A 15,711-nucleotide genomic window follows, 5' to 3' on the forward strand; every position below is an offset into this window, starting at 1 on the left:
GGCCCGACGACTCGAAGTCCGACGGTGCGCGTCGCCGCGGTTCGCGGGCGGACGCTCCGCGCATGAACGGTGCGCGCGTGAACGATGCGCGCACGAACGATGGGCGCGTGAACGGCGCGTCTGTGAACGGTGAGCACGTGAACGGGGCGCGGACCGTCGATTTCGCCCCCGACGGGCGTCACGCCGACACCCCGCGGACCGAGGGATCGCAGGTCCACCGCTCCGGGGCCGACGGCTCTCGCCGAGACCACTCGCACCGCGACGGCTTCTCCGGCGAGGACGCACGGCCGGCGCGCACCCCCCGTCGCGACGGCGACCGCGACGAGCGCCGGCCCCGCCGTCGCAGGCCCGCCGACGACCGCGGCCGCGTCGTCGACTCCGGTCAGGGCGGCCACGGACACGACCAGCGTCGTCGCAGCGACACCGGCGGCCACCGCGCCGACGGCTACGACACCGACCGGCGCCGTGCCCGCGAGGACGCCCCCGCCGATCGTCGCGACTCCCACGACCCCGGCTTCGACACCGGCTTCGGCACCGGCGAGGTCTCGGAGACGACCGCGCTTTCCCGCCGCCGTCCCGCCCGGCGCGGCGATCCCGACGAGCGCGGGCGCGCCCGCCACTCCCGGTGGGACCGCGGGCGCGACGGGAGCCGCGAGGGCCGGACCGACCGCGGGCCCCGCCACGCCGACGCCCACCGGGGTCCGGACCGTCCGACCGCGGACCCCGAGCCGCGGTCACGCCGCGACGACGGCGCCGACCACCGGACCCGCGACGACCGCCACGACACCCGCGACCGGTACGACAGCCGCGACCGGTACGACGCCCGCGACCGGTTTGACGCGGACCGCGGTGACGCCCGGCGGCCACGCCCGGATCATGACCGGCCGGCGGACGACGTCGACACCCCGACCGCTGCGCTGCCCCTCGTCCACCTCACCCAGGCGTTCGCGAAGCTGACCGTGCCCGATCCTCGCGTCCCGGACGACGACGTCGACGTCGAGACCGCGGCGTTCCGGCCGATCCCGCGTCCGCGTCGCCGCTCGTGGCTGACCGGCGAGATCCCGAAGGTCCCGCCGCTGCCGCCGCGCCGCCGCTGACCCGGGGGGTGCCGGGTCAGGCCGCCGCAGCCGACTCCGCGGGCAGGCTCTGCAGCACGGCGCGGGCGATGGCGTCGTTGTAGCGCAGGCTCTGCGCGTTCATGCCCGGCCGGGTGAAGGCCCCGGCGACCTTCACCGCGGTGTGTGGTCCGACGGCGAAGCGGCGCGGGTGCACGGCGCCGCGGGCGTCGACGATCGCGCCGTCGGCGGGGCGGACCCGGATGAGGCCGGTGTTGCGCAGGACGGTGCCGTCGTCGGCGCGCAGGATCTCTTCGCTGACGGCGCCGTCGCGGACGAGGGCGGCAAGCAACGGGTCGGTGCTGCGGGCGGCGCTGGAGTCGGGGAGGCGGGCGTCGACCAGGATCGTGGAGGTCACGACCTCCGGTGTCGCCGAGCTGCCCGCGCGCAGCACCGCGCCGTCGGCTGAGTCGGAGGAGACGGAGACCCACATCCCCGGGCCGAGGAACCGGACGAGCCCGGCGTCGGCGAGCGCGAGGATCTGGCGGACCCGGAATCCGGGCGGCCCGCTGGCGACGGAGTTGAAGAAGCTCTGCCACCAGGGGACGTCGCGGGCGCGGGATGCGGCGGTGAGCGCGCCGTCGCCCTGCAGGCTGGTGACCTCGTTGTACACCGACAGCATGGCGACGAAGGCGCCGAGGTGCGGGGTGTGTCGGGGGTCGACGTGCTGGCGCAGGTCCTCGGCGATGCGGTCGACGACGAGGGGTTGCAGGGCGTCGAGGGTGGGGGCGGTGAGGCCGGCGAGGGGCTGGTCGAGGGCGTCGAGGTCGAGGCGGTCGAGCGGGTCGGGCGCGACCTCGGCGAGCAGCGCGTCCATCGCCGGTGTGCCCCACGCTGCGGCGTCGAAGCGGGCGGCGAACTCGTCGAGGTCGAGGGGGACGCGGTCGGGGTGTCCGGCGACGAGCTCGTGGTACCAGCCCCAGGCGATCTCCTTGGCCATGAGTGGCCAGAGGGTGGTGCGCAGGTCGACGGGCCCGTCGGCGACGAGGGGCGCGATCTGGTCGGGGCCGAAGTGGCGCGGCAGGGGCGGGCGGCCGCCGCGGAGCTGGTAGTGGGTCTTGGAGTGGTAGGTGGCGCCGCGGGGGCTGCCGGCGACGAGGACGGGTTCGTCGCCGGACGGGATGTAGCGCAGCCGGTCGGAGTCGTCGGCGGCGGGGACGAACCGGCCGCCGCGGCCTTCGAACAGGAGCACGACGAGGTCGACGAACGCGAGGCCGAGACCGCGGACGAGCACGGTTTCGCCGGGGCGGACGACGGAGAGGTCGGTGTCGGTGGTCTGCTCGGGCGGCAGGTAGCGCAGCCCGGCGGCGCAGGCGCGGGCGGCGAGGGCGCGTTCGTCGGGGGTGGGGACGGCGTCGAGGTGCCCGGAGGCGAGTACGACGGTGTCGGCGCGCAGCGGCGCGGCGAGCCCGTCGACGGTGACCCACTGGTCGTCGCCGGTCTCGGTGATGCCGGTGGCGCGCCCGGTGTGCAGGTGGACGCGGACCCGCGGCGGGAGGGTGGCGACGACGTCGCGCAGCACCCATGCGAGATAGCGGCTCTGCAGCTGCCTGCTCGGGAAGGTCGTGGCGTCGACGGCGGTGAGCTCGGCCCAGAGCGCGGGGCCGAGGGCGTCGGCGGTCTCCGTCGGCAGCTCGCCGGCGCGGACCCGTTGCACCCATTCCCACAGTGACGGGCCGGGCACGATCGGGCCGGCGCACAGGACGGAGTCGTCGGTGTACATGGTGACGTCGGCGGCCATCGAGTTCATGGCCAGCAGCGGTGACTGGGCGTGGCGCCAGATGCGGCCGGCGCCGGGCGGGAAGGGGTCGACGAGGTGGACGTCGAGCTCACCGTCGGGCAGGAGTTCGCCGAGGTTGGCGCCGAGGCGTTCGAGCAGCCCGGTGCCGCGCGGGCCTGCGCCCACGACGACGATGGAGTGGGGGCGACGGGACATGGCTGACCTCGCGTGACGGGGGCGGGACGGGCGTGGGCGCGTCACCCCACCAGCGCGGCGCTGGTCCGGCAGAAGTCGACGTGGCGACGGCGGGCCAGCAGCGTCACGGGCACGGCGGTGCCCCGGTGCGCATGGTCGCGGGCGTCGGTCATCGTCTCCGAGGGTAGGCGCCGGGAGCTGTCCGCGCACCGGGTTCGGCCGCCGGGACCGTCACACCCGACATGTGGTTGACCGGCGCGACCGCCGGTGCTGCAGTGAAGGTGTGACTCCCGGACCGGGGACCGCCCTGGTGACGCGCCGGCACGTCGACCTCGGTCGCGTGTGGTCGGCGGCGTGTCGCCCTCGCGTGCGGTAGCGGCCCTCGTCCCACCTTCCACAGGAGCACACCCATGCCCGTCGAGTTCCTCGGCATCGGCGCGACCAACGACGGCACCGAGACCCGTGCGCGGTCCGGTCCGGCCTTCGACAAGGACTTCACCCTCGCGCTCGCGCGGGCCCACGAGGACAACGGCTGGGACCGGGTGCTGACGGCGTACTCGTCGGGCAGCCCGGACCCGGCGCAGGCCGCGGCCTACATCGCCGACCACACCGAGCGGCTGCAGCTACTGCTCGCGCACCGCCCCAACGTGTCGGCGCCGACGTTCGCGGCGAAGACCGTCGCGACGCTCGACCAGATCTCCGACGGGCGGCTGACGTTGCACGTCATCACCGGCGGCAACGACCACGAGCAGCAGCGCGAGGGCGACACGCTGCCCAAGGACCGCCGCTACGACCGCACCCGCGAGGCCATCCAGATCCTGAAGCGGGCGTGGACGGAGCGGGAGCCGTTCGACTTCCACGGCGAGCACTACGACATCGCCGACTTCGTGCTCGACGTGGAGCCCGCGCAGAAGCCGCGGCCGCGGATCTCGTTCGGCGGGTCGTCGGCGGCCGCCTACAAGGTGGGTGCGGAGGAGGCCGACATCTACGCGTTGTGGGGCGAGCCGTTGGCGGGGACGGCGGAGCAGATCGCGACGATCACGCGGCTCGCCGCGGCCGCGGGCCGGCCGGCGCCGACGTTCCAGGTGGCGTTCCGGCCGATCCTGGGCCGCACCGAGGAGGAGGCGTGGGAGAAGGCGTACGCGACGGTGGCCCGGATCCGGGAGCGCACCGCGGGCGGGACGACGCAGCTCACGCGCCGGCACAAGCTGACCGACCCGGAGAACGCCGGGTCGCAACGGCTGCTGGCCGTGGCGGAGCAGGGCGAACGGCACGACCGGGCACTGTGGACGGTGACCGCCGCCGCGACCGGGGGTGCGGGCAACTCGACGGCGCTCGTCGGCACCCCGGAGACGGTGGCTGCGGCGTTGCTCGACTACTACGACCTGGGTGTGCGCATCCTGTCGGCGCGCGGCTACGACCTGCTCGAGGACGCCCGGGAGTTCGGCCGCGAGGTCATCCCGTTGGTGCGGGCGGAGGTGGCGCGCCGCGACGCCGCAGCGGCCTGACGCGCGGGCCTGACGCGGCGGCCGTCGTCGAGGTGTCCCGGACGCGGATGTAACAGCACAGGTCGGGGCGGCGAGTCATGCGTCGACGGGGCGGGCGCTGGGGCGCCGCCCCGTTGCACGGGCCGGGCCGCGGTGGACACCGGCGGGTCCCCCTCCCGGTCGGTGTGTACCCGGCCCGGCCCGATCGCTGGGCGTCCTGACGTAACGGACGTCTCGGCCGGTGCGAGTGGACAGTCACCTCGCCCGACGCCGGGCCGGTTCCGGCGGCGTGCCCGTACGCGCGTCCGATCGGAAGGAACCGCACATGAGCGCAGCGCCCCTCGCCCGTCCCGGCAGTGTCACGGTGGTCGTCGTCCTCGTCTGGATCTCGGCGATCCTGCAGATCATCGTGGGCGTGTTGCTGCTGATCGTGGCTGCGACCGTCGGCACGGCCCAGGTCGACGTCTCCAGCGGCGTCATCGTCGCGGTCGGCATCTTCACCCTGGTCATCGGGCTGCTCACGGCCGCGGTGGCGTCGCGGCTGGGCAAGGGCGGCAACGGTGCCCGGATCATCGTGACCGTCCTGGAGGTGCTCCAGATCGTCGGCGCGATCACGACGCTGTCGGTCTACGGCAGCACCGGGGCGGGTTCCGGGTCGATCGGCAACATCGCGATCGCCGTGATCATCCTGGCGCTGCTGTGGAACAACCGCGCCAACGAGTTCTTCGCGCGCCGCTGACCGTCGGACCAGGGCGGCCCGGTCCACCCAGGCGGTCGGGGCACGCCCGCCGCCTGGCGCCCCGGCCGTCCACGCCCGCCCGGCCACGCCGCACCGGGACGCGCTCGGCTACGGTCCGGCCATGACCCCTCCCGACGGCGACGCCGCCCCCTCGGAGCTCGTCCATCTCGACGTCACGGCCGGCGTCGCGACGGTCACACTGGACTCCCCCGCCAACCGCAACGCGTTGTCGGCGCAGCTGCGCCGGGAGCTGCTCGCGCACCTGCAGGCCGCCCTGGCCGACGACGACGTCCGGGTGATCGTGCTGTCCCACACCGGTTCCGTGTTCTGCTCGGGGATGGACCTGCGGGAGACGCGCGGCGCGTCGGCCGACCAGCAGGGCATCTCGGAGGTGCCCGCGATCCTCGAGCTGATCTGGACCTCCCCCAAGCCGGTCGTCGCCCGGGTCGCGGGGGCGGCACGGGCGGGCGGGGTCGGTCTGGTGGCGGCGTGCGACATCGCGGTGGCCGTCGAGACCGCGACGTTCGCGTTCAGCGAGGTGCGTCTCGGCCTGGTGCCGGCCGTCATCTCGGTGACGGTGCTGCCGCGGCTGCTGCCCCGCGCCGCGCACGAGCTGTTCCTCACCGCGGCCGTGTTCGACTCGCCGCGGGCCAGGGAGATCGGGCTGGTCAACGCCGCGGTGCCGGCCGACGAGCTGGACGCGACCGTCGCCGGCTACGCCGACGCCCTCAAGCTCGGCGCCCCCGCGGCGCTGGCCGGGACGAAGGAGATGCTGCGCTCGGAGCGCCCCCGGTCGATGTCGGAGGACTTCGCGCAGATGCAGGAGCTGTCGGCGGGCTACTTCGCGAGCCCGGACGGCCAGGAGGGGATGCGCGCGTTCGCCGAGAAGCGCACCCCCGCCTGGGTCGTGCCGGACTGAGCGGTCAGGGCGTCCAGTTCGGGTCGCGGCCGGCGGCGCCGAGCGCCTTGGTGAACGCGGGCGCGTCGTCGGCGACCGGGACCTCGGCGCCGAACCAGCCGCCGTCGCGACCCATCGGCGCGATCGCGAGGACGCCGTCGAGGACGACCCGGCCCAGCTCCTCGGGGACGTCGAGGCGCCGCCCGGTCGCGGCGGCGACGTCCCAGGCGTGGACGGCGAACTCCGAGGTCATCATCGAGCCGATCGCCGCGGCGGGCATCGGGGAGCCGCCCATGTGGCTGTCGCCGTCCCAGACACCGGGTTCGGCCCAGGCGCGCGCGGTCGCGGCGCCCTCCTCGGCGCACTTCTCGGCCCACTCGGACTCGGGGACGCCGATCAGGAACGGGGCGCCGTCCTCGAGCTGCCAGGTCTCGTCCCACGGCTCGCGGGTCGCCGAGCGCTGCGCCAGTACGAAGCCGAACGCGATGTGGTTCACGGTCTGGCGGACGGTGAAGTCGGCGCAGGGGCTCGGGTCGTCGTAGCGGTCGACGGGGGTCCCACGGATGACCGAGACGGCGAGGTCGATGCTCTGCTGCATGTGGTCGGTGTGGTCCATGCCTCCATCGTGCGCGGCCGTCGACGACGGGTCTTGTAGGAACGCGACACCGACGAGGGTGCTGAACAAGTCCGGTCGCGCAGCAGGCCCGAGTTGTTCGGCGCCCTCGTAGTCTGGAGGGGTGACCGCTCCGCCCACCACCGGTCCCGCGCCCGTCGCGCAGGCCCTCGACCTGCTCGCCGGGCGCCCGCTCGTCGCGCTCACCGGCGCCGGCCTGTCCACCGACTCCGGCATCCCCGACTACCGCGGGCCCGGCTCGCCCGCGCGCCGCCCGATGACGATCGCGGAGTTCCGGTCCGGTGACGACGCGCGGCGCCGGTACTGGGCGCGCAGCCACGTCGGGTGGGCCCGGATGCGCCACGCGTCACCGAACCCGGGGCACCTCGCGCTGGCAGAGCTGGAGCGTGCCGGGGTGCTGCGGTCGGTCATCACGCAGAACGTCGACGGGTTGCACGGCGCCGCGGGCAGCCGCGGCGTCGTCGACCTGCACGGACGCATCGACGAGGTCGTCTGCCTGGAGTGTGGCGACGTCACCGCCCGCGACCTGCTGCAGGCCCGCCTCGCCGGGCTCAACCCGGGGTTCGCCGAGGCCGCCGTGGCCGCGGAGGCCGCCCCCGACGGCGATGCCGTCCTCGACGACACCGACGGCTTCGTCGTCGCCCCCTGCACCGACTGCGGTGGTGTGCTCAAGCCGCACGTCGTGTTCTTCGGCGAGAACGTGCCGCGCGACCGGGTGCAGCGTTCGTACGCGCTCGTCGAGGCCCTCTCCCCCGGCGACGGTGCGCTGCTCGTCGCGGGATCGTCGTTGACCGTGATGTCGGGGCTGCGGTTCGTGAAGCGCGCGCACGCGCTCGGGGTGCCCGTCGTGATCCTCAACCGGGGGGCGACGCGCGGCGACCCCCTCGCGACGCTGCTCGTCGACGCCGGGTGTTCGGAGACCCTGACCGCGCTGGCAGCGGCCGCAGCCTGAGCGCAGGTGCGAGTCAGATCCTGCCGGTGAGCACCACCCGCAGCGGACGCTCGCCGGTGCCCGACGCCGCCGCGGCGTCGGCGAGGACGTCGAGGAGCCTGTCGTGGCCCTCGGGGTCGGCGGGCGCCAACGCGGCCGGGTCGTCCCAGATCAGGACGACCTCGCCGGCGGGCAGCCAGGACAGGTCGGTGAGGACGTCGCGCAACGCGTCGAGGTTGTGGCCGAACCAGTCGGGTACGTCGAGCTGGGCGGCGACCGCCCGGTAGAAGGCCTGACGGTCGCGAGGGCCGTCGACGCGCGCCACGCGTGCGCCGCACTGCCGCGCGGTGTCGGCGACCTGACCTGCGTCACGTGGGCTGCACTGGAGTCCGATCGACTGCACCGTCATGTGGTCATCATCACCTGTTCGCGTCCGGTTCGCCAGAGTCTCGATCGAGAGCGGTGGCGGACCCCGTCAGCGGGTGACGGCTGCCGCGTCGACGACGACGAAGGCGGCGTAGTGGTCGCCGGTGTAGTACAGCTCCTGCTCCGAGCCCGTGACCAGCCGTCGCGCGCCACGGTCGGCCTCGCCGGGCGTCGGCACGGTGAACTCGTGGTAGTAGCCGCGCGGCTCCGCGGGCAGCAGGCGCTCGGCGTTGGCGAACACGGTCCCGTCGCGCTCGTAGCGGTAGGGCCCGCCGGCGCGGATCTGCGCGTACACCGCGGCGGCCTCGGGCGGCAGCGCGCACAGCGGCTGCACCGGGAGTCCCGACGCCGCCGCGCCCGGCACCTGGGCCGACACCGTCGCGCAGGCGGCGCCGTCGACACCCGCGGGCGGGGCCGAGCCCGGGCGCGCGAACGTCCCCACCAGGACGAGAGCGGCGAGGACCGCCAGCGCGACGAGGGCCGCGCGCACCGACGAACCGCGCCGCGGCGAGCTCACCTCACCTCTCGGTGGGGACGTCGAACAGCGGCTCGGGCGCCCGCGACCCACGACGCGGCCGCGGCAGCGCGGCCAGCAGCGTGCCGACGACCCCCGCCGCCCTGTCGACCAGCACCGCGAGCCCCGCACACACCGGCAGGACGACGACCGCGGCCAGCACCACCTGGAACGGGAACGGCAGCTGCGTCACCCACAGCTCCACCGCGTCCCACCAGTTCGCCAGCGCCCGCACACGTCACACGGTAGACCCGGGCGATCGTGACTAGGTTCGGGGCATGTTCGCCGTCTACGCCGCCGAGCCGAACCCCGACGCCCCCCTCGACGCCCTCACCGTCGGGGAACGCCCCGACCCCGAGGTCCCCGAGGGCTGGGTCGCGGTCACGGTCTCCGCCGCGAGCCTCAACATGCACGACCTCTGGACGCTGCGGGGTGTGGGCATCAAGCCCGAGCAGTTCCCCATGATCCTGGGCTGCGACGGCGCCGGGACCCTCGAGGACGGCACCGAGGTCGTCGTCCACTCGATCATCGGCGACCCGACCTGGACCGGCGACGAGACCCTCGACCCGCGCCGCACCCTGCTCACCGAGAAGTACCAGGGCACGATGGCCGACACCGTCGTCGTCCCCGCCCAGAACGCGATCCGCAAGCCCGCCGGGCTGTCGGCCGCGCACGCCGCCGTCATGGGCACCGCCTGGCTGACGGCCTACCGGATGCTGTTCACCAAGTCCGGTCTGCGCCCCGGGCAGACGATGCTCGTGCAGGGCGCCTCCGGCGGGGTGTCGACGGCACTGGTCCAGCTGGGCCGGGCCGCCGGCATGCGGGTGTGGGTCACCGGCCGCAGCGAGGAGAAGCGCGCGCTGGCCGAGAAGCTGGGCGCGCACGCCACGTTCGAGTCCGGCGCGCGGCTGCCCGAGCGGGTCGACGCCGTCTTCGAGAGCGTCGGCGAGGCGACCTGGGCGCACTCGATGAAGTCCCTGCGCCCAGGCGGCGCGGTCATCGTCTGCGGCGCGACGAGCGGCCCCCAGCCGGGTGCCGACCTGCAGCGGTTGTTCTTCCTCCAGCTCCGCGTCGAGGGGTCGACGATGGGCACCCGCGACGAGCTCGCCGACCTGCTCACGTTCGTCGCGAACGCCGGGATCGTCCCCGAGGTCGGGCTCGAAGTGCCCATGGACCAGGCCGAAGAGGGCTTCCGGGCGATGCTCGACGGGAACACCGCCGGCAAGATCGTGTTCACTCACTGAGACCGACCAGGACGATTTCTCAGCTTCTTCCTCGGGAAACAGCGGAGATAGCTCAATCGTCAAGTACAGTCGGTAGCCGTGTCTGAGCCATTCAGTCGATCGGCGCCGGGGGCTGTCGCCACCGCCCCGGCGCCGCGCGTACCCGGCCTCGTCGAGCTACTCGACCGCGTGGACCGGGCCGTAGCCACGGCCCTGGTCCCCGCAACGGCGTCGGAGGGCGTCAGCCGCGACGGCTGGCGGGTCCTCCTGATGCTCTCCCGCGGCGGTGGCCGCAGCATGGGAGAGATCGCCGGCCACACCGCCCTGCCCGCCCCGACGGCGACCCGCGTGGTCGACCGCCTCGTGGCGGCAGGGATGGCCTACCGCCGCCACGACCCCGTCGACCGTCGCCGCGTCCTCGTCCACCTCGCCGCCGACGGCCGCGCCGTCGTCGAACGGGTGTGCGGGATGGTCGAACGCAAGGTCGGTGCCGCGCTCGGCGCCGTCCACCCCCGCGAACGCGCCCAGCTGGCCGACCTGCTCGCCCACCTCGCCGACGCCCCCGCCTGACTCCCCCCGCTCCCGACAGCCCGGGCGACGACGCCCGGGCGCCTACTTCTTCGTCTTCTCCGCCGCCGACGAGTCCGTCGACAACGCCGCCACGAAGGCCTCCTGCGGAACCTCGACCCGACCGATGGTCTTCATCCGCTTCTTGCCCTCCTTCTGCTTCTCCAACAGCTTCCGCTTACGCGTGATGTCGCCGCCGTAGCACTTGGCGAGCACGTCCTTGCGGATCGCGCGGATGTTCTCGCGCGCGATGATGCGCGACCCGATCGCCGCCTGGATCGGCACCTCGAACTGCTGGCGCGGGATCAGCTCGCGCAGCTTCGTCGCCATCGACGTGCCGTAGGAGTACGCGTCGTCCTTGTGCCGGATCGCCGAGAACGCGTCGACCGGCTCGCCCTGCAGCATGATGTCGACCTTCACCAGGTCCGACTCCTGCTCGCCCGCCTCCTCGTAGTCCAGGCTCGCGTACCCGCGGGTGCGCGACTTCAGGGCGTCGAAGAAGTCGAAGATGATCTCCGCGAGCGGCATCGTGTACCGCAGCTCGACGCGCGTCTCCGACAGGTAGTCCATGCCGCCCAGCTGCCCGCGCCGGTTCTGGCACAGCTCCATGATCGTGCCGACGAACTCCGACGGCGCCAGCACCGTCACCTTCACGACCGGCTCGAAGATCTGCGCCACCCGGCCCGTCGGCCAGTCGGACGGGTTCGTCACGAACTGCTCGGCGCCGTCGTCGCGCACCACCCGGTAGACGACGTTCGGCGCCGTCGAGATCAGGTCGAGCCCAGCCTCGCGCTCCAGCCGGTCACGGGTGATCTCCAGGTGCAGCAGACCCAGGAAGCCGCAGCGGAACCCGAACCCCAGCGCCGCCGACGTCTCCGGCTCGTAGGTGAGCGCCGCGTCGTTGAGCTGCAGCTTGTCGAGCGCCTCACGCAGGTCCGGGTACTGCGAACCGTCGACCGGGTAGAGGCCCGAGTAGACCATCGGCCGCGGCTCCCGGTAGCCGGTGAGCGGCTCCGTCGCACCATGGCGCTGGCTCGTGACCGTGTCGCCGACCTTCGACTGCCGGACGTCCTTCACCCCGGTGATGAGGTAGCCGACCTCGCCGACGCCCAGCCCGTCGGACGGCTTGGGCTCCGGCGAGACGATGCCGACCTCGAGCAGCTCGTGCGTCGCGCCCGTCGACATCATCCTGATCCGCTCGCGCGGGGTGATCTTGCCGTCGACGACCCGGATGTAGGTGACGACGCCGCGGTAGGTGTCGTACACCGAGTCGAAGATCATCGCCCGGGCCGGGGCGTCCGCGTCGCCGACCGGGGGCGGGACCTGGCGGACGACCTCGTCGAGCAGCTCGCGCACCCCGACGCCGGTCTTGGCGCTGACGCGGAGCACGTCGCTCGCGTCGCAGCCCACGATGTGCGCGATCTCCGCGGCGTAGCGGTCCGGGTCGGCCGCCGGCAGGTCGATCTTGTTGAGGACCGGGACGATCGTCAGGTCCTTCTCCAGCGCCAGGTACAGGTTCGCCAGCGTCTGCGCCTCGATGCCCTGCGCCGCGTCGACCAGCAGGATCGCGCCCTCGCACGCCTCCAGCGCGCGGGACACCTCGTAGGTGAAGTCGACGTGGCCCGGCGTGTCGATGAGGTGCAGGACGTGGTCGGTGCCGTCGAGCTGCCACGGGAGCCGCACGTTCTGCGCCTTGATCGTGATGCCGCGCTCGCGCTCGATGTCCATCCGGTCGAGGTACTGCGCCCGCATCGCGCGCTCCTCGACGACCCCGGTGAGCTGCAGCATCCGGTCGGCCAGGGTGGACTTCCCGTGGTCGATGTGGGCGATGATGCAGAAGTTCCGGATGCGCTCCGGCGGGGTGAACGTGCGGTCGGCGTACGTCGTCACTCAGGTTCCTTCGCTGCGGGTGACCCCCATCGTCCCATGTCGGCCCACGCGGCCTGCGCCCTCCCGGTCACCCACCGATCCGGTGACCTGCAGCGTCGCCATGTGTGAGCGGTGCCACCATCGGGAACGGACGGTCAGGAGGTGGCCCCCATGACCACGACGCCGCACGAGACCCCCCGCGATGCCCGGCATCGCGCCGCCCCGGTGGCCGAGGAACCGGCCGCGTCACCCACCCCCGACAGGCCGGCGCGGCACGCGCAGCCGGACCCCACCGGTGGCTCCACCCCACCTGCCGACGACTGGACCGGGCGCACCGTGCACGGTCGCGACGGCGCCAAACTCGGCACGCTCACCCGAATCCATCCCGCCGGCGAGCACTCCCCCGTACCCTGGGGCGTCGTCAAGGGACGCATCGGCGCCGGTCGCCTCGTCCCCCTCGACCGCGCCCAGCCCCACGGCGACCAGGGCGTCGTCGTTCCCGTCGACAAGGCCGGGTTCCGCACCGCGCCCACCGCCGGCAACGGCGGCCCCGACGCCCATACCCTCGCCGACCTCGACCGCCACTACGCCGGACGCGGCGCACTCGCCGTCGCCCGCGAACGCCAGCACGAACGCTTCGGCGGCGTCAAGATCGGCGCCGCCTTCTTCGGCTGGATCGTCGCCGTCGGCCTCACCGTCATCCTCTTCGCGATCGCCGCCGGCATCGCCGCCGCAACCGGCTTCTCCCTCGACCTCTCCGGCTCCCCCACCGAGCCCGCACCCGAGACCGTCGGCCTCACCGCCGCCATCGCGATCGTCGTCGTCATGGCGCTCGCCTACCTGGGCGGCGGCTACGTCGCCGGCCGGCTCGCCCGCTTCGACGGCGCCCGCAACGGCAGCGGCACCTGGGTCATCGGCCTGGTCGTGACCATCGCCGCCGGCATCGCCGGTGCCGTCCTCGGCGCCGAGTACGACGTCATGGAACGCGTCGTGCTCCCCTCCATCGCCCTGCCCACCGGGGCGCTGACCATCGGCGGCGTCATCCTGCTCGTCGTCGTCGCGATCGTGACGCTGCTCGCCGCCGTCCTCGGCGGCCGCGCGGGCGAGCGCTACCACCGCCGCGTCGACAAGGCCGGCGCGATCGCCTGACGTCGTTCCGCACACCCGGCGCGACCCTCCGCGGCGGGGGCCGCGCCGTCGCGTCCGGACCTGCGTCACCCACCGCGCGCAACCTGACGGTCCTGTTCCGGCGACGGGACAGCAGTGAGGTTGCGGGCCGGGTCGGTCAGGGGCGACCGTCGGGTGGGGCGCTGTGCCAACGCCACTCCTGCAGACGCGGGTGGTCGGTGTCGAGGGCGCAGCGGCCGGTCGCCCACCGCAGTGTCGGCCACGAACGCGACCCGCGCGGCGTCGCCGGGAAGAGCCGGTGCAGGACCCGCTGCGCAAGGTGCGCGTCCGGCTCGAAACCGACCCCGAGGCCGCGGGCGGCGTCGTCGGTGTGCACGAGCAGCTCCAGGACACCCATCGCCGCGAAACCCGAGGCGTCGGCCGAGCCGAACGGATGGTGACCGCGCGCGTCCGGCGGGGCCGCCTCGACGACGGCCGCGAGCACCTCCGAGCCCGCAACGATGCCGCCGACCAGCGCGGCGGGCGGGGCGCCGGGGTCGATCCGGGTCTCGAGCGCGTCGAGCGTCGCGCCACCCGCGGCGAGGTCGGCCGCGAACCCGAGCAGCGTCGCGCCCACATGGGCGACCACCCCCGCGACCGTCATGTCGACCCCGCGGGCCGCCACCGACCAGTCCCGGCCCCCCGCATGCTCCAGCACCGCGCAGCTCGCTGCAGCGGCCTGGCGCACGTCGTCGGCGTCCATCCGGACACGGTAGGCCGTCCGTCGAGAAAAAGTGATAGCAGCCCGGAAGAAAACTGATATCATCTGGCTAGCGGCCCACGAGGCCGGGACGTCAGGGGGACGACGATGAGCACACAGGACAACCGACCCGCGCCGACCGGCGAGCTGGAGGTGACACCCGTGCGGATGCCCGACCCGGCCGTCCGCGAACACAAGGCGTGGGGACCCAACGGGTTCGTCGGCCTCCTCGTCGGGCTCGTACTCGTCGGACTGGGCATCGCCGGGATCGCAGCCGGCACCGGCCTCCTCATCGGACTCGGCATCGCCGCCCTCGTCCTCGGAGCGGTCACCCTGCGCGGCCTGACGACGGTCGCGCCCGGCGAGGCCAAGGTGGTGCAGTTCTTCGGCCGCTACGTCGGCACCGTGCGCACCTCCGGGCTGCGCTGGGTCAACCCGCTGACCAGCCGGCGCAAGATCTCCACCCGGATCCGCAACCACGAGAGCGAGGTCCTCAAGGTCAACGACCTCGACGGCAACCCAATCGAGATCGCCGCCGTCGTCGTGTGGCAGGTCGAGGACACCGCGCGCGCCGTGTTCGAGGTCGACTCGTTCGTCGCGTTCGTCCACACCCAGACCGAGACCGCGATCCGCCACATCGCCACCAGCTACGCCTACGACTCCCACGAGGAAGACCTCTCCCTGCGGCAGAACGCCGAGGAGATCACCGAACGCCTCTCCCGCGAGATCGGCGACCGCGTCGACGCCGCCGGGGTCACGATCGTCGAGTCACGGCTCACCCACCTCGCCTACGCACCCGAGATCGCCGGGGCCATGCTGCAACGCCAGCAGGCCGGCGCCGTCGTCGCCGCGCGGGGGCGGATCGTCGAAGGTGCCGTCGGAATGGTCGAGATGGCCCTCGAGCGGCTCTCCGAGCGTGAGATCGTCGCGCTCGACGAGGAGCGCAAGGCGGCGATGGTGAGCAACCTGATGGTCGTCCTGTGTGGGGACCGGGCGACCCAGCCGATCGTCAACGCGGGCTCGCTCTACCACTGACCCGCGACCATGCCCGAGCGCAAGAGCTTCCTGCTGCGGCTCGACCCGGCCGTCCACGACGCCCTCGCCCGCTGGGCCGCCGACGAGCTCCGCAGCACCAACGCGCAGATCGACTTCCTGCTCCGGGAAGCGCTGCGCGCGGCCGGACGGCTGCCGTCCGGCGCGAAGGGCCCCCGCCCCCGCGGGCGCCCCCGCCTCGACGACCCGCCCGATCCCTGACCCGGCGCCCCGCAGCTCATCGGCTGCGGGGCGCCGCGGTGTGGCGGGTTCCCGGTCGTCGGCGCGGCCGGGCGGACAGCAACGCCACTCGGCTTCCGAGGTCACCATCCGCCTCCTGCCGCCGCCGCGAGAGATGGGCGTCGCCGCGCGGGTCTTGCGGTCGCCGCGCGGCCTGTGGGTGGCGTTCCGACCCGGGAACCCGCGTGCCGCCCGAGGAAACCACGCGTGGAGAACCGGCCCCGGGAACAGGCGCCCTCGCCGCGCGACTTCCA

At 73.8% G+C, this 15,711-nt stretch carries 17 protein-coding genes; 10 read left to right on the plus strand and 7 right to left on the minus strand.

Features of this window, described 5'->3' with window-relative positions; translation table 11 throughout:
* The first annotated feature begins 137 nt into the window (after positions 1-137).
* Positions 138-1,097: a hypothetical protein gene (locus PSU4_RS28520; protein ID WP_222596431.1), complete on the plus strand. Its 960-nt coding sequence runs from the start codon at positions 138-140 to the stop codon at positions 1,095-1,097.
* Between the two features lie 16 nt (positions 1,098-1,113).
* Here the strand turns inward: PSU4_RS28520 and PSU4_RS28525 are convergent, their stop codons facing one another.
* Positions 1,114-3,051 (minus strand): FAD/NAD(P)-binding protein, encoded by a 1,938-nt coding sequence (locus PSU4_RS28525; protein WP_147115305.1) that lies wholly within the window; start codon positions 3,049-3,051, stop codon positions 1,114-1,116.
* A gap of 389 nt (positions 3,052-3,440) precedes the next feature.
* Here PSU4_RS28525 and PSU4_RS28530 point away from each other — a divergent pair, with 389 nt between their 5' ends.
* The 3 genes from PSU4_RS28530 to PSU4_RS28540 all read left to right on the plus strand — a co-directional run bounded on the left by PSU4_RS28530 (position 3,441) and on the right by PSU4_RS28540 (position 6,175).
* Positions 3,441-4,538 carry an LLM class flavin-dependent oxidoreductase gene (locus PSU4_RS28530; protein ID WP_147115308.1) on the plus strand — a complete coding sequence of 366 codons (1,098 nt, stop codon included), beginning with the start codon at positions 3,441-3,443 and terminating at the stop codon, positions 4,536-4,538.
* Between the two features lie 304 nt (positions 4,539-4,842).
* Positions 4,843-5,256 carry a hypothetical protein gene (locus tag PSU4_RS28535; protein ID WP_147115311.1) on the plus strand — a complete coding sequence of 138 codons (414 nt, stop codon included), beginning with the start codon at positions 4,843-4,845 and terminating at the stop codon, positions 5,254-5,256.
* 121 nt (positions 5,257-5,377) lie between these two features.
* Entirely contained in the window at positions 5,378-6,175 is a 798-nt protein-coding gene (locus tag PSU4_RS28540; protein ID WP_147115313.1) for an enoyl-CoA hydratase-related protein, read from the plus strand.
* A 4-nt stretch (positions 6,176-6,179) separates the two neighbouring features.
* On the opposite strand, the gene PSU4_RS28545 is transcribed toward PSU4_RS28540, so the two are convergent.
* Positions 6,180-6,770, minus strand: coding sequence for a TIGR03086 family metal-binding protein (locus PSU4_RS28545; protein ID WP_186817238.1), 591 nt, complete (start codon positions 6,768-6,770; stop codon positions 6,180-6,182).
* A 121-nt stretch (positions 6,771-6,891) separates the two neighbouring features.
* On the opposite strand from PSU4_RS28545, the gene PSU4_RS28550 reads away from it, so the two are divergent.
* Entirely contained in the window at positions 6,892-7,740 is an 849-nt protein-coding gene (locus PSU4_RS28550) for an NAD-dependent protein deacetylase (RefSeq protein ID WP_147115319.1), read from the plus strand.
* A 13-nt stretch (positions 7,741-7,753) separates the two neighbouring features.
* On the opposite strand, the gene PSU4_RS28555 is transcribed toward PSU4_RS28550, so the two are convergent.
* The 3 genes from PSU4_RS28555 to PSU4_RS28565 all read right to left on the minus strand — a co-directional run bounded on the left by PSU4_RS28555 (position 7,754) and on the right by PSU4_RS28565 (position 8,894).
* Positions 7,754-8,128 (minus strand): barstar family protein, encoded by a 375-nt coding sequence (locus PSU4_RS28555; protein ID WP_147115320.1) that lies wholly within the window; start codon positions 8,126-8,128, stop codon positions 7,754-7,756.
* Between the two features lie 66 nt (positions 8,129-8,194).
* Positions 8,195-8,662, minus strand: a complete 468-nt coding sequence (locus PSU4_RS28560) for a guanyl-specific ribonuclease (protein WP_246115406.1) — start codon at positions 8,660-8,662, stop codon at positions 8,195-8,197.
* Between the two features lies 1 nt (position 8,663).
* Complete coding sequence (locus tag PSU4_RS28565) at positions 8,664-8,894, minus strand: hypothetical protein (RefSeq protein WP_147115323.1); 231 nt, start codon at positions 8,892-8,894, stop codon at positions 8,664-8,666.
* A 43-nt stretch (positions 8,895-8,937) separates the two neighbouring features.
* Here PSU4_RS28565 and PSU4_RS28570 point away from each other — a divergent pair, with 43 nt between their 5' ends.
* Together PSU4_RS28570 and PSU4_RS28575 are read left to right on the plus strand one after the other, a co-directional pair.
* Positions 8,938-9,903 carry a zinc-binding dehydrogenase gene (locus tag PSU4_RS28570; protein ID WP_147115326.1) on the plus strand — a complete coding sequence of 322 codons (966 nt, stop codon included), beginning with the start codon at positions 8,938-8,940 and terminating at the stop codon, positions 9,901-9,903.
* Positions 9,904-9,981: 78 nt separating this feature from the next.
* Positions 9,982-10,452: a MarR family winged helix-turn-helix transcriptional regulator gene (locus PSU4_RS28575; protein ID WP_147115328.1), complete on the plus strand. Its 471-nt coding sequence runs from the start codon at positions 9,982-9,984 to the stop codon at positions 10,450-10,452.
* 42 nt (positions 10,453-10,494) lie between these two features.
* Here the strand turns inward: PSU4_RS28575 and lepA are convergent, their stop codons facing one another.
* Positions 10,495-12,339, minus strand: a complete 1,845-nt coding sequence (gene lepA, locus PSU4_RS28580) for a translation elongation factor 4 (protein WP_147115331.1) — start codon at positions 12,337-12,339, stop codon at positions 10,495-10,497.
* A gap of 150 nt (positions 12,340-12,489) precedes the next feature.
* On the opposite strand from lepA, the gene PSU4_RS28585 reads away from it, so the two are divergent.
* Positions 12,490-13,467: a hypothetical protein gene (locus PSU4_RS28585; protein ID WP_147115334.1), complete on the plus strand. Its 978-nt coding sequence runs from the start codon at positions 12,490-12,492 to the stop codon at positions 13,465-13,467.
* Between the two features lie 136 nt (positions 13,468-13,603).
* Here PSU4_RS28585 and PSU4_RS28590 read toward each other — a convergent pair whose 3' ends face one another.
* A complete protein-coding gene (locus tag PSU4_RS28590) occupies positions 13,604-14,188 on the minus strand; it encodes a maleylpyruvate isomerase N-terminal domain-containing protein (protein WP_147115338.1) in 585 nt (194 codons plus the stop codon).
* Positions 14,189-14,293: 105 nt separating this feature from the next.
* Between PSU4_RS28590 and PSU4_RS28595 the strand changes: the two genes are divergently transcribed.
* A complete protein-coding gene (locus PSU4_RS28595) occupies positions 14,294-15,220 on the plus strand; it encodes an SPFH domain-containing protein (RefSeq protein WP_147115341.1) in 927 nt (308 codons plus the stop codon).
* Positions 15,221-15,229: 9 nt separating this feature from the next.
* Positions 15,230-15,439 carry a type II toxin-antitoxin system antitoxin gene (locus PSU4_RS28600; protein WP_147115344.1) on the plus strand — a complete coding sequence of 70 codons (210 nt, stop codon included), beginning with the start codon at positions 15,230-15,232 and terminating at the stop codon, positions 15,437-15,439.
* Positions 15,440-15,711 lie beyond the last annotated feature (272 nt).

The organism is Pseudonocardia sulfidoxydans NBRC 16205 (genome assembly GCF_007989085.1).
GTDB classification, from domain to species: domain Bacteria; phylum Actinomycetota; class Actinomycetes; order Mycobacteriales; family Pseudonocardiaceae; genus Pseudonocardia; species Pseudonocardia sulfidoxydans.

Coding starts and splice junctions, on each gene's coding strand:
- PSU4_RS28525 (WP_147115305.1), bottom strand. CDS start 3,051: ATGTCCCGTCGCCCCCACTCCATCGTCGTCGTGGGCGCAGGCCCGCGC.
- PSU4_RS28585 (WP_147115334.1), top strand. CDS start 12,490: ATGACCACGACGCCGCACGAGACCCCCCGCGATGCCCGGCATCGCGCC.
- PSU4_RS28535 (WP_147115311.1), top strand. CDS start 4,843: ATGAGCGCAGCGCCCCTCGCCCGTCCCGGCAGTGTCACGGTGGTCGTC.
- PSU4_RS28595 (WP_147115341.1), top strand. CDS start 14,294: ATGAGCACACAGGACAACCGACCCGCGCCGACCGGCGAGCTGGAGGTG.
- PSU4_RS28555 (WP_147115320.1), bottom strand. CDS start 8,128: ATGACGGTGCAGTCGATCGGACTCCAGTGCAGCCCACGTGACGCAGGT.
- PSU4_RS28530 (WP_147115308.1), top strand. CDS start 3,441: ATGCCCGTCGAGTTCCTCGGCATCGGCGCGACCAACGACGGCACCGAG.
- PSU4_RS28540 (WP_147115313.1), top strand. CDS start 5,378: ATGACCCCTCCCGACGGCGACGCCGCCCCCTCGGAGCTCGTCCATCTC.
- PSU4_RS28570 (WP_147115326.1), top strand. CDS start 8,938: ATGTTCGCCGTCTACGCCGCCGAGCCGAACCCCGACGCCCCCCTCGAC.
- PSU4_RS28600 (WP_147115344.1), top strand. CDS start 15,230: ATGCCCGAGCGCAAGAGCTTCCTGCTGCGGCTCGACCCGGCCGTCCAC.
- PSU4_RS28590 (WP_147115338.1), bottom strand. CDS start 14,188: ATGGACGCCGACGACGTGCGCCAGGCCGCTGCAGCGAGCTGCGCGGTG.
- PSU4_RS28545 (WP_186817238.1), bottom strand. CDS start 6,770: ATGGACCACACCGACCACATGCAGCAGAGCATCGACCTCGCCGTCTCG.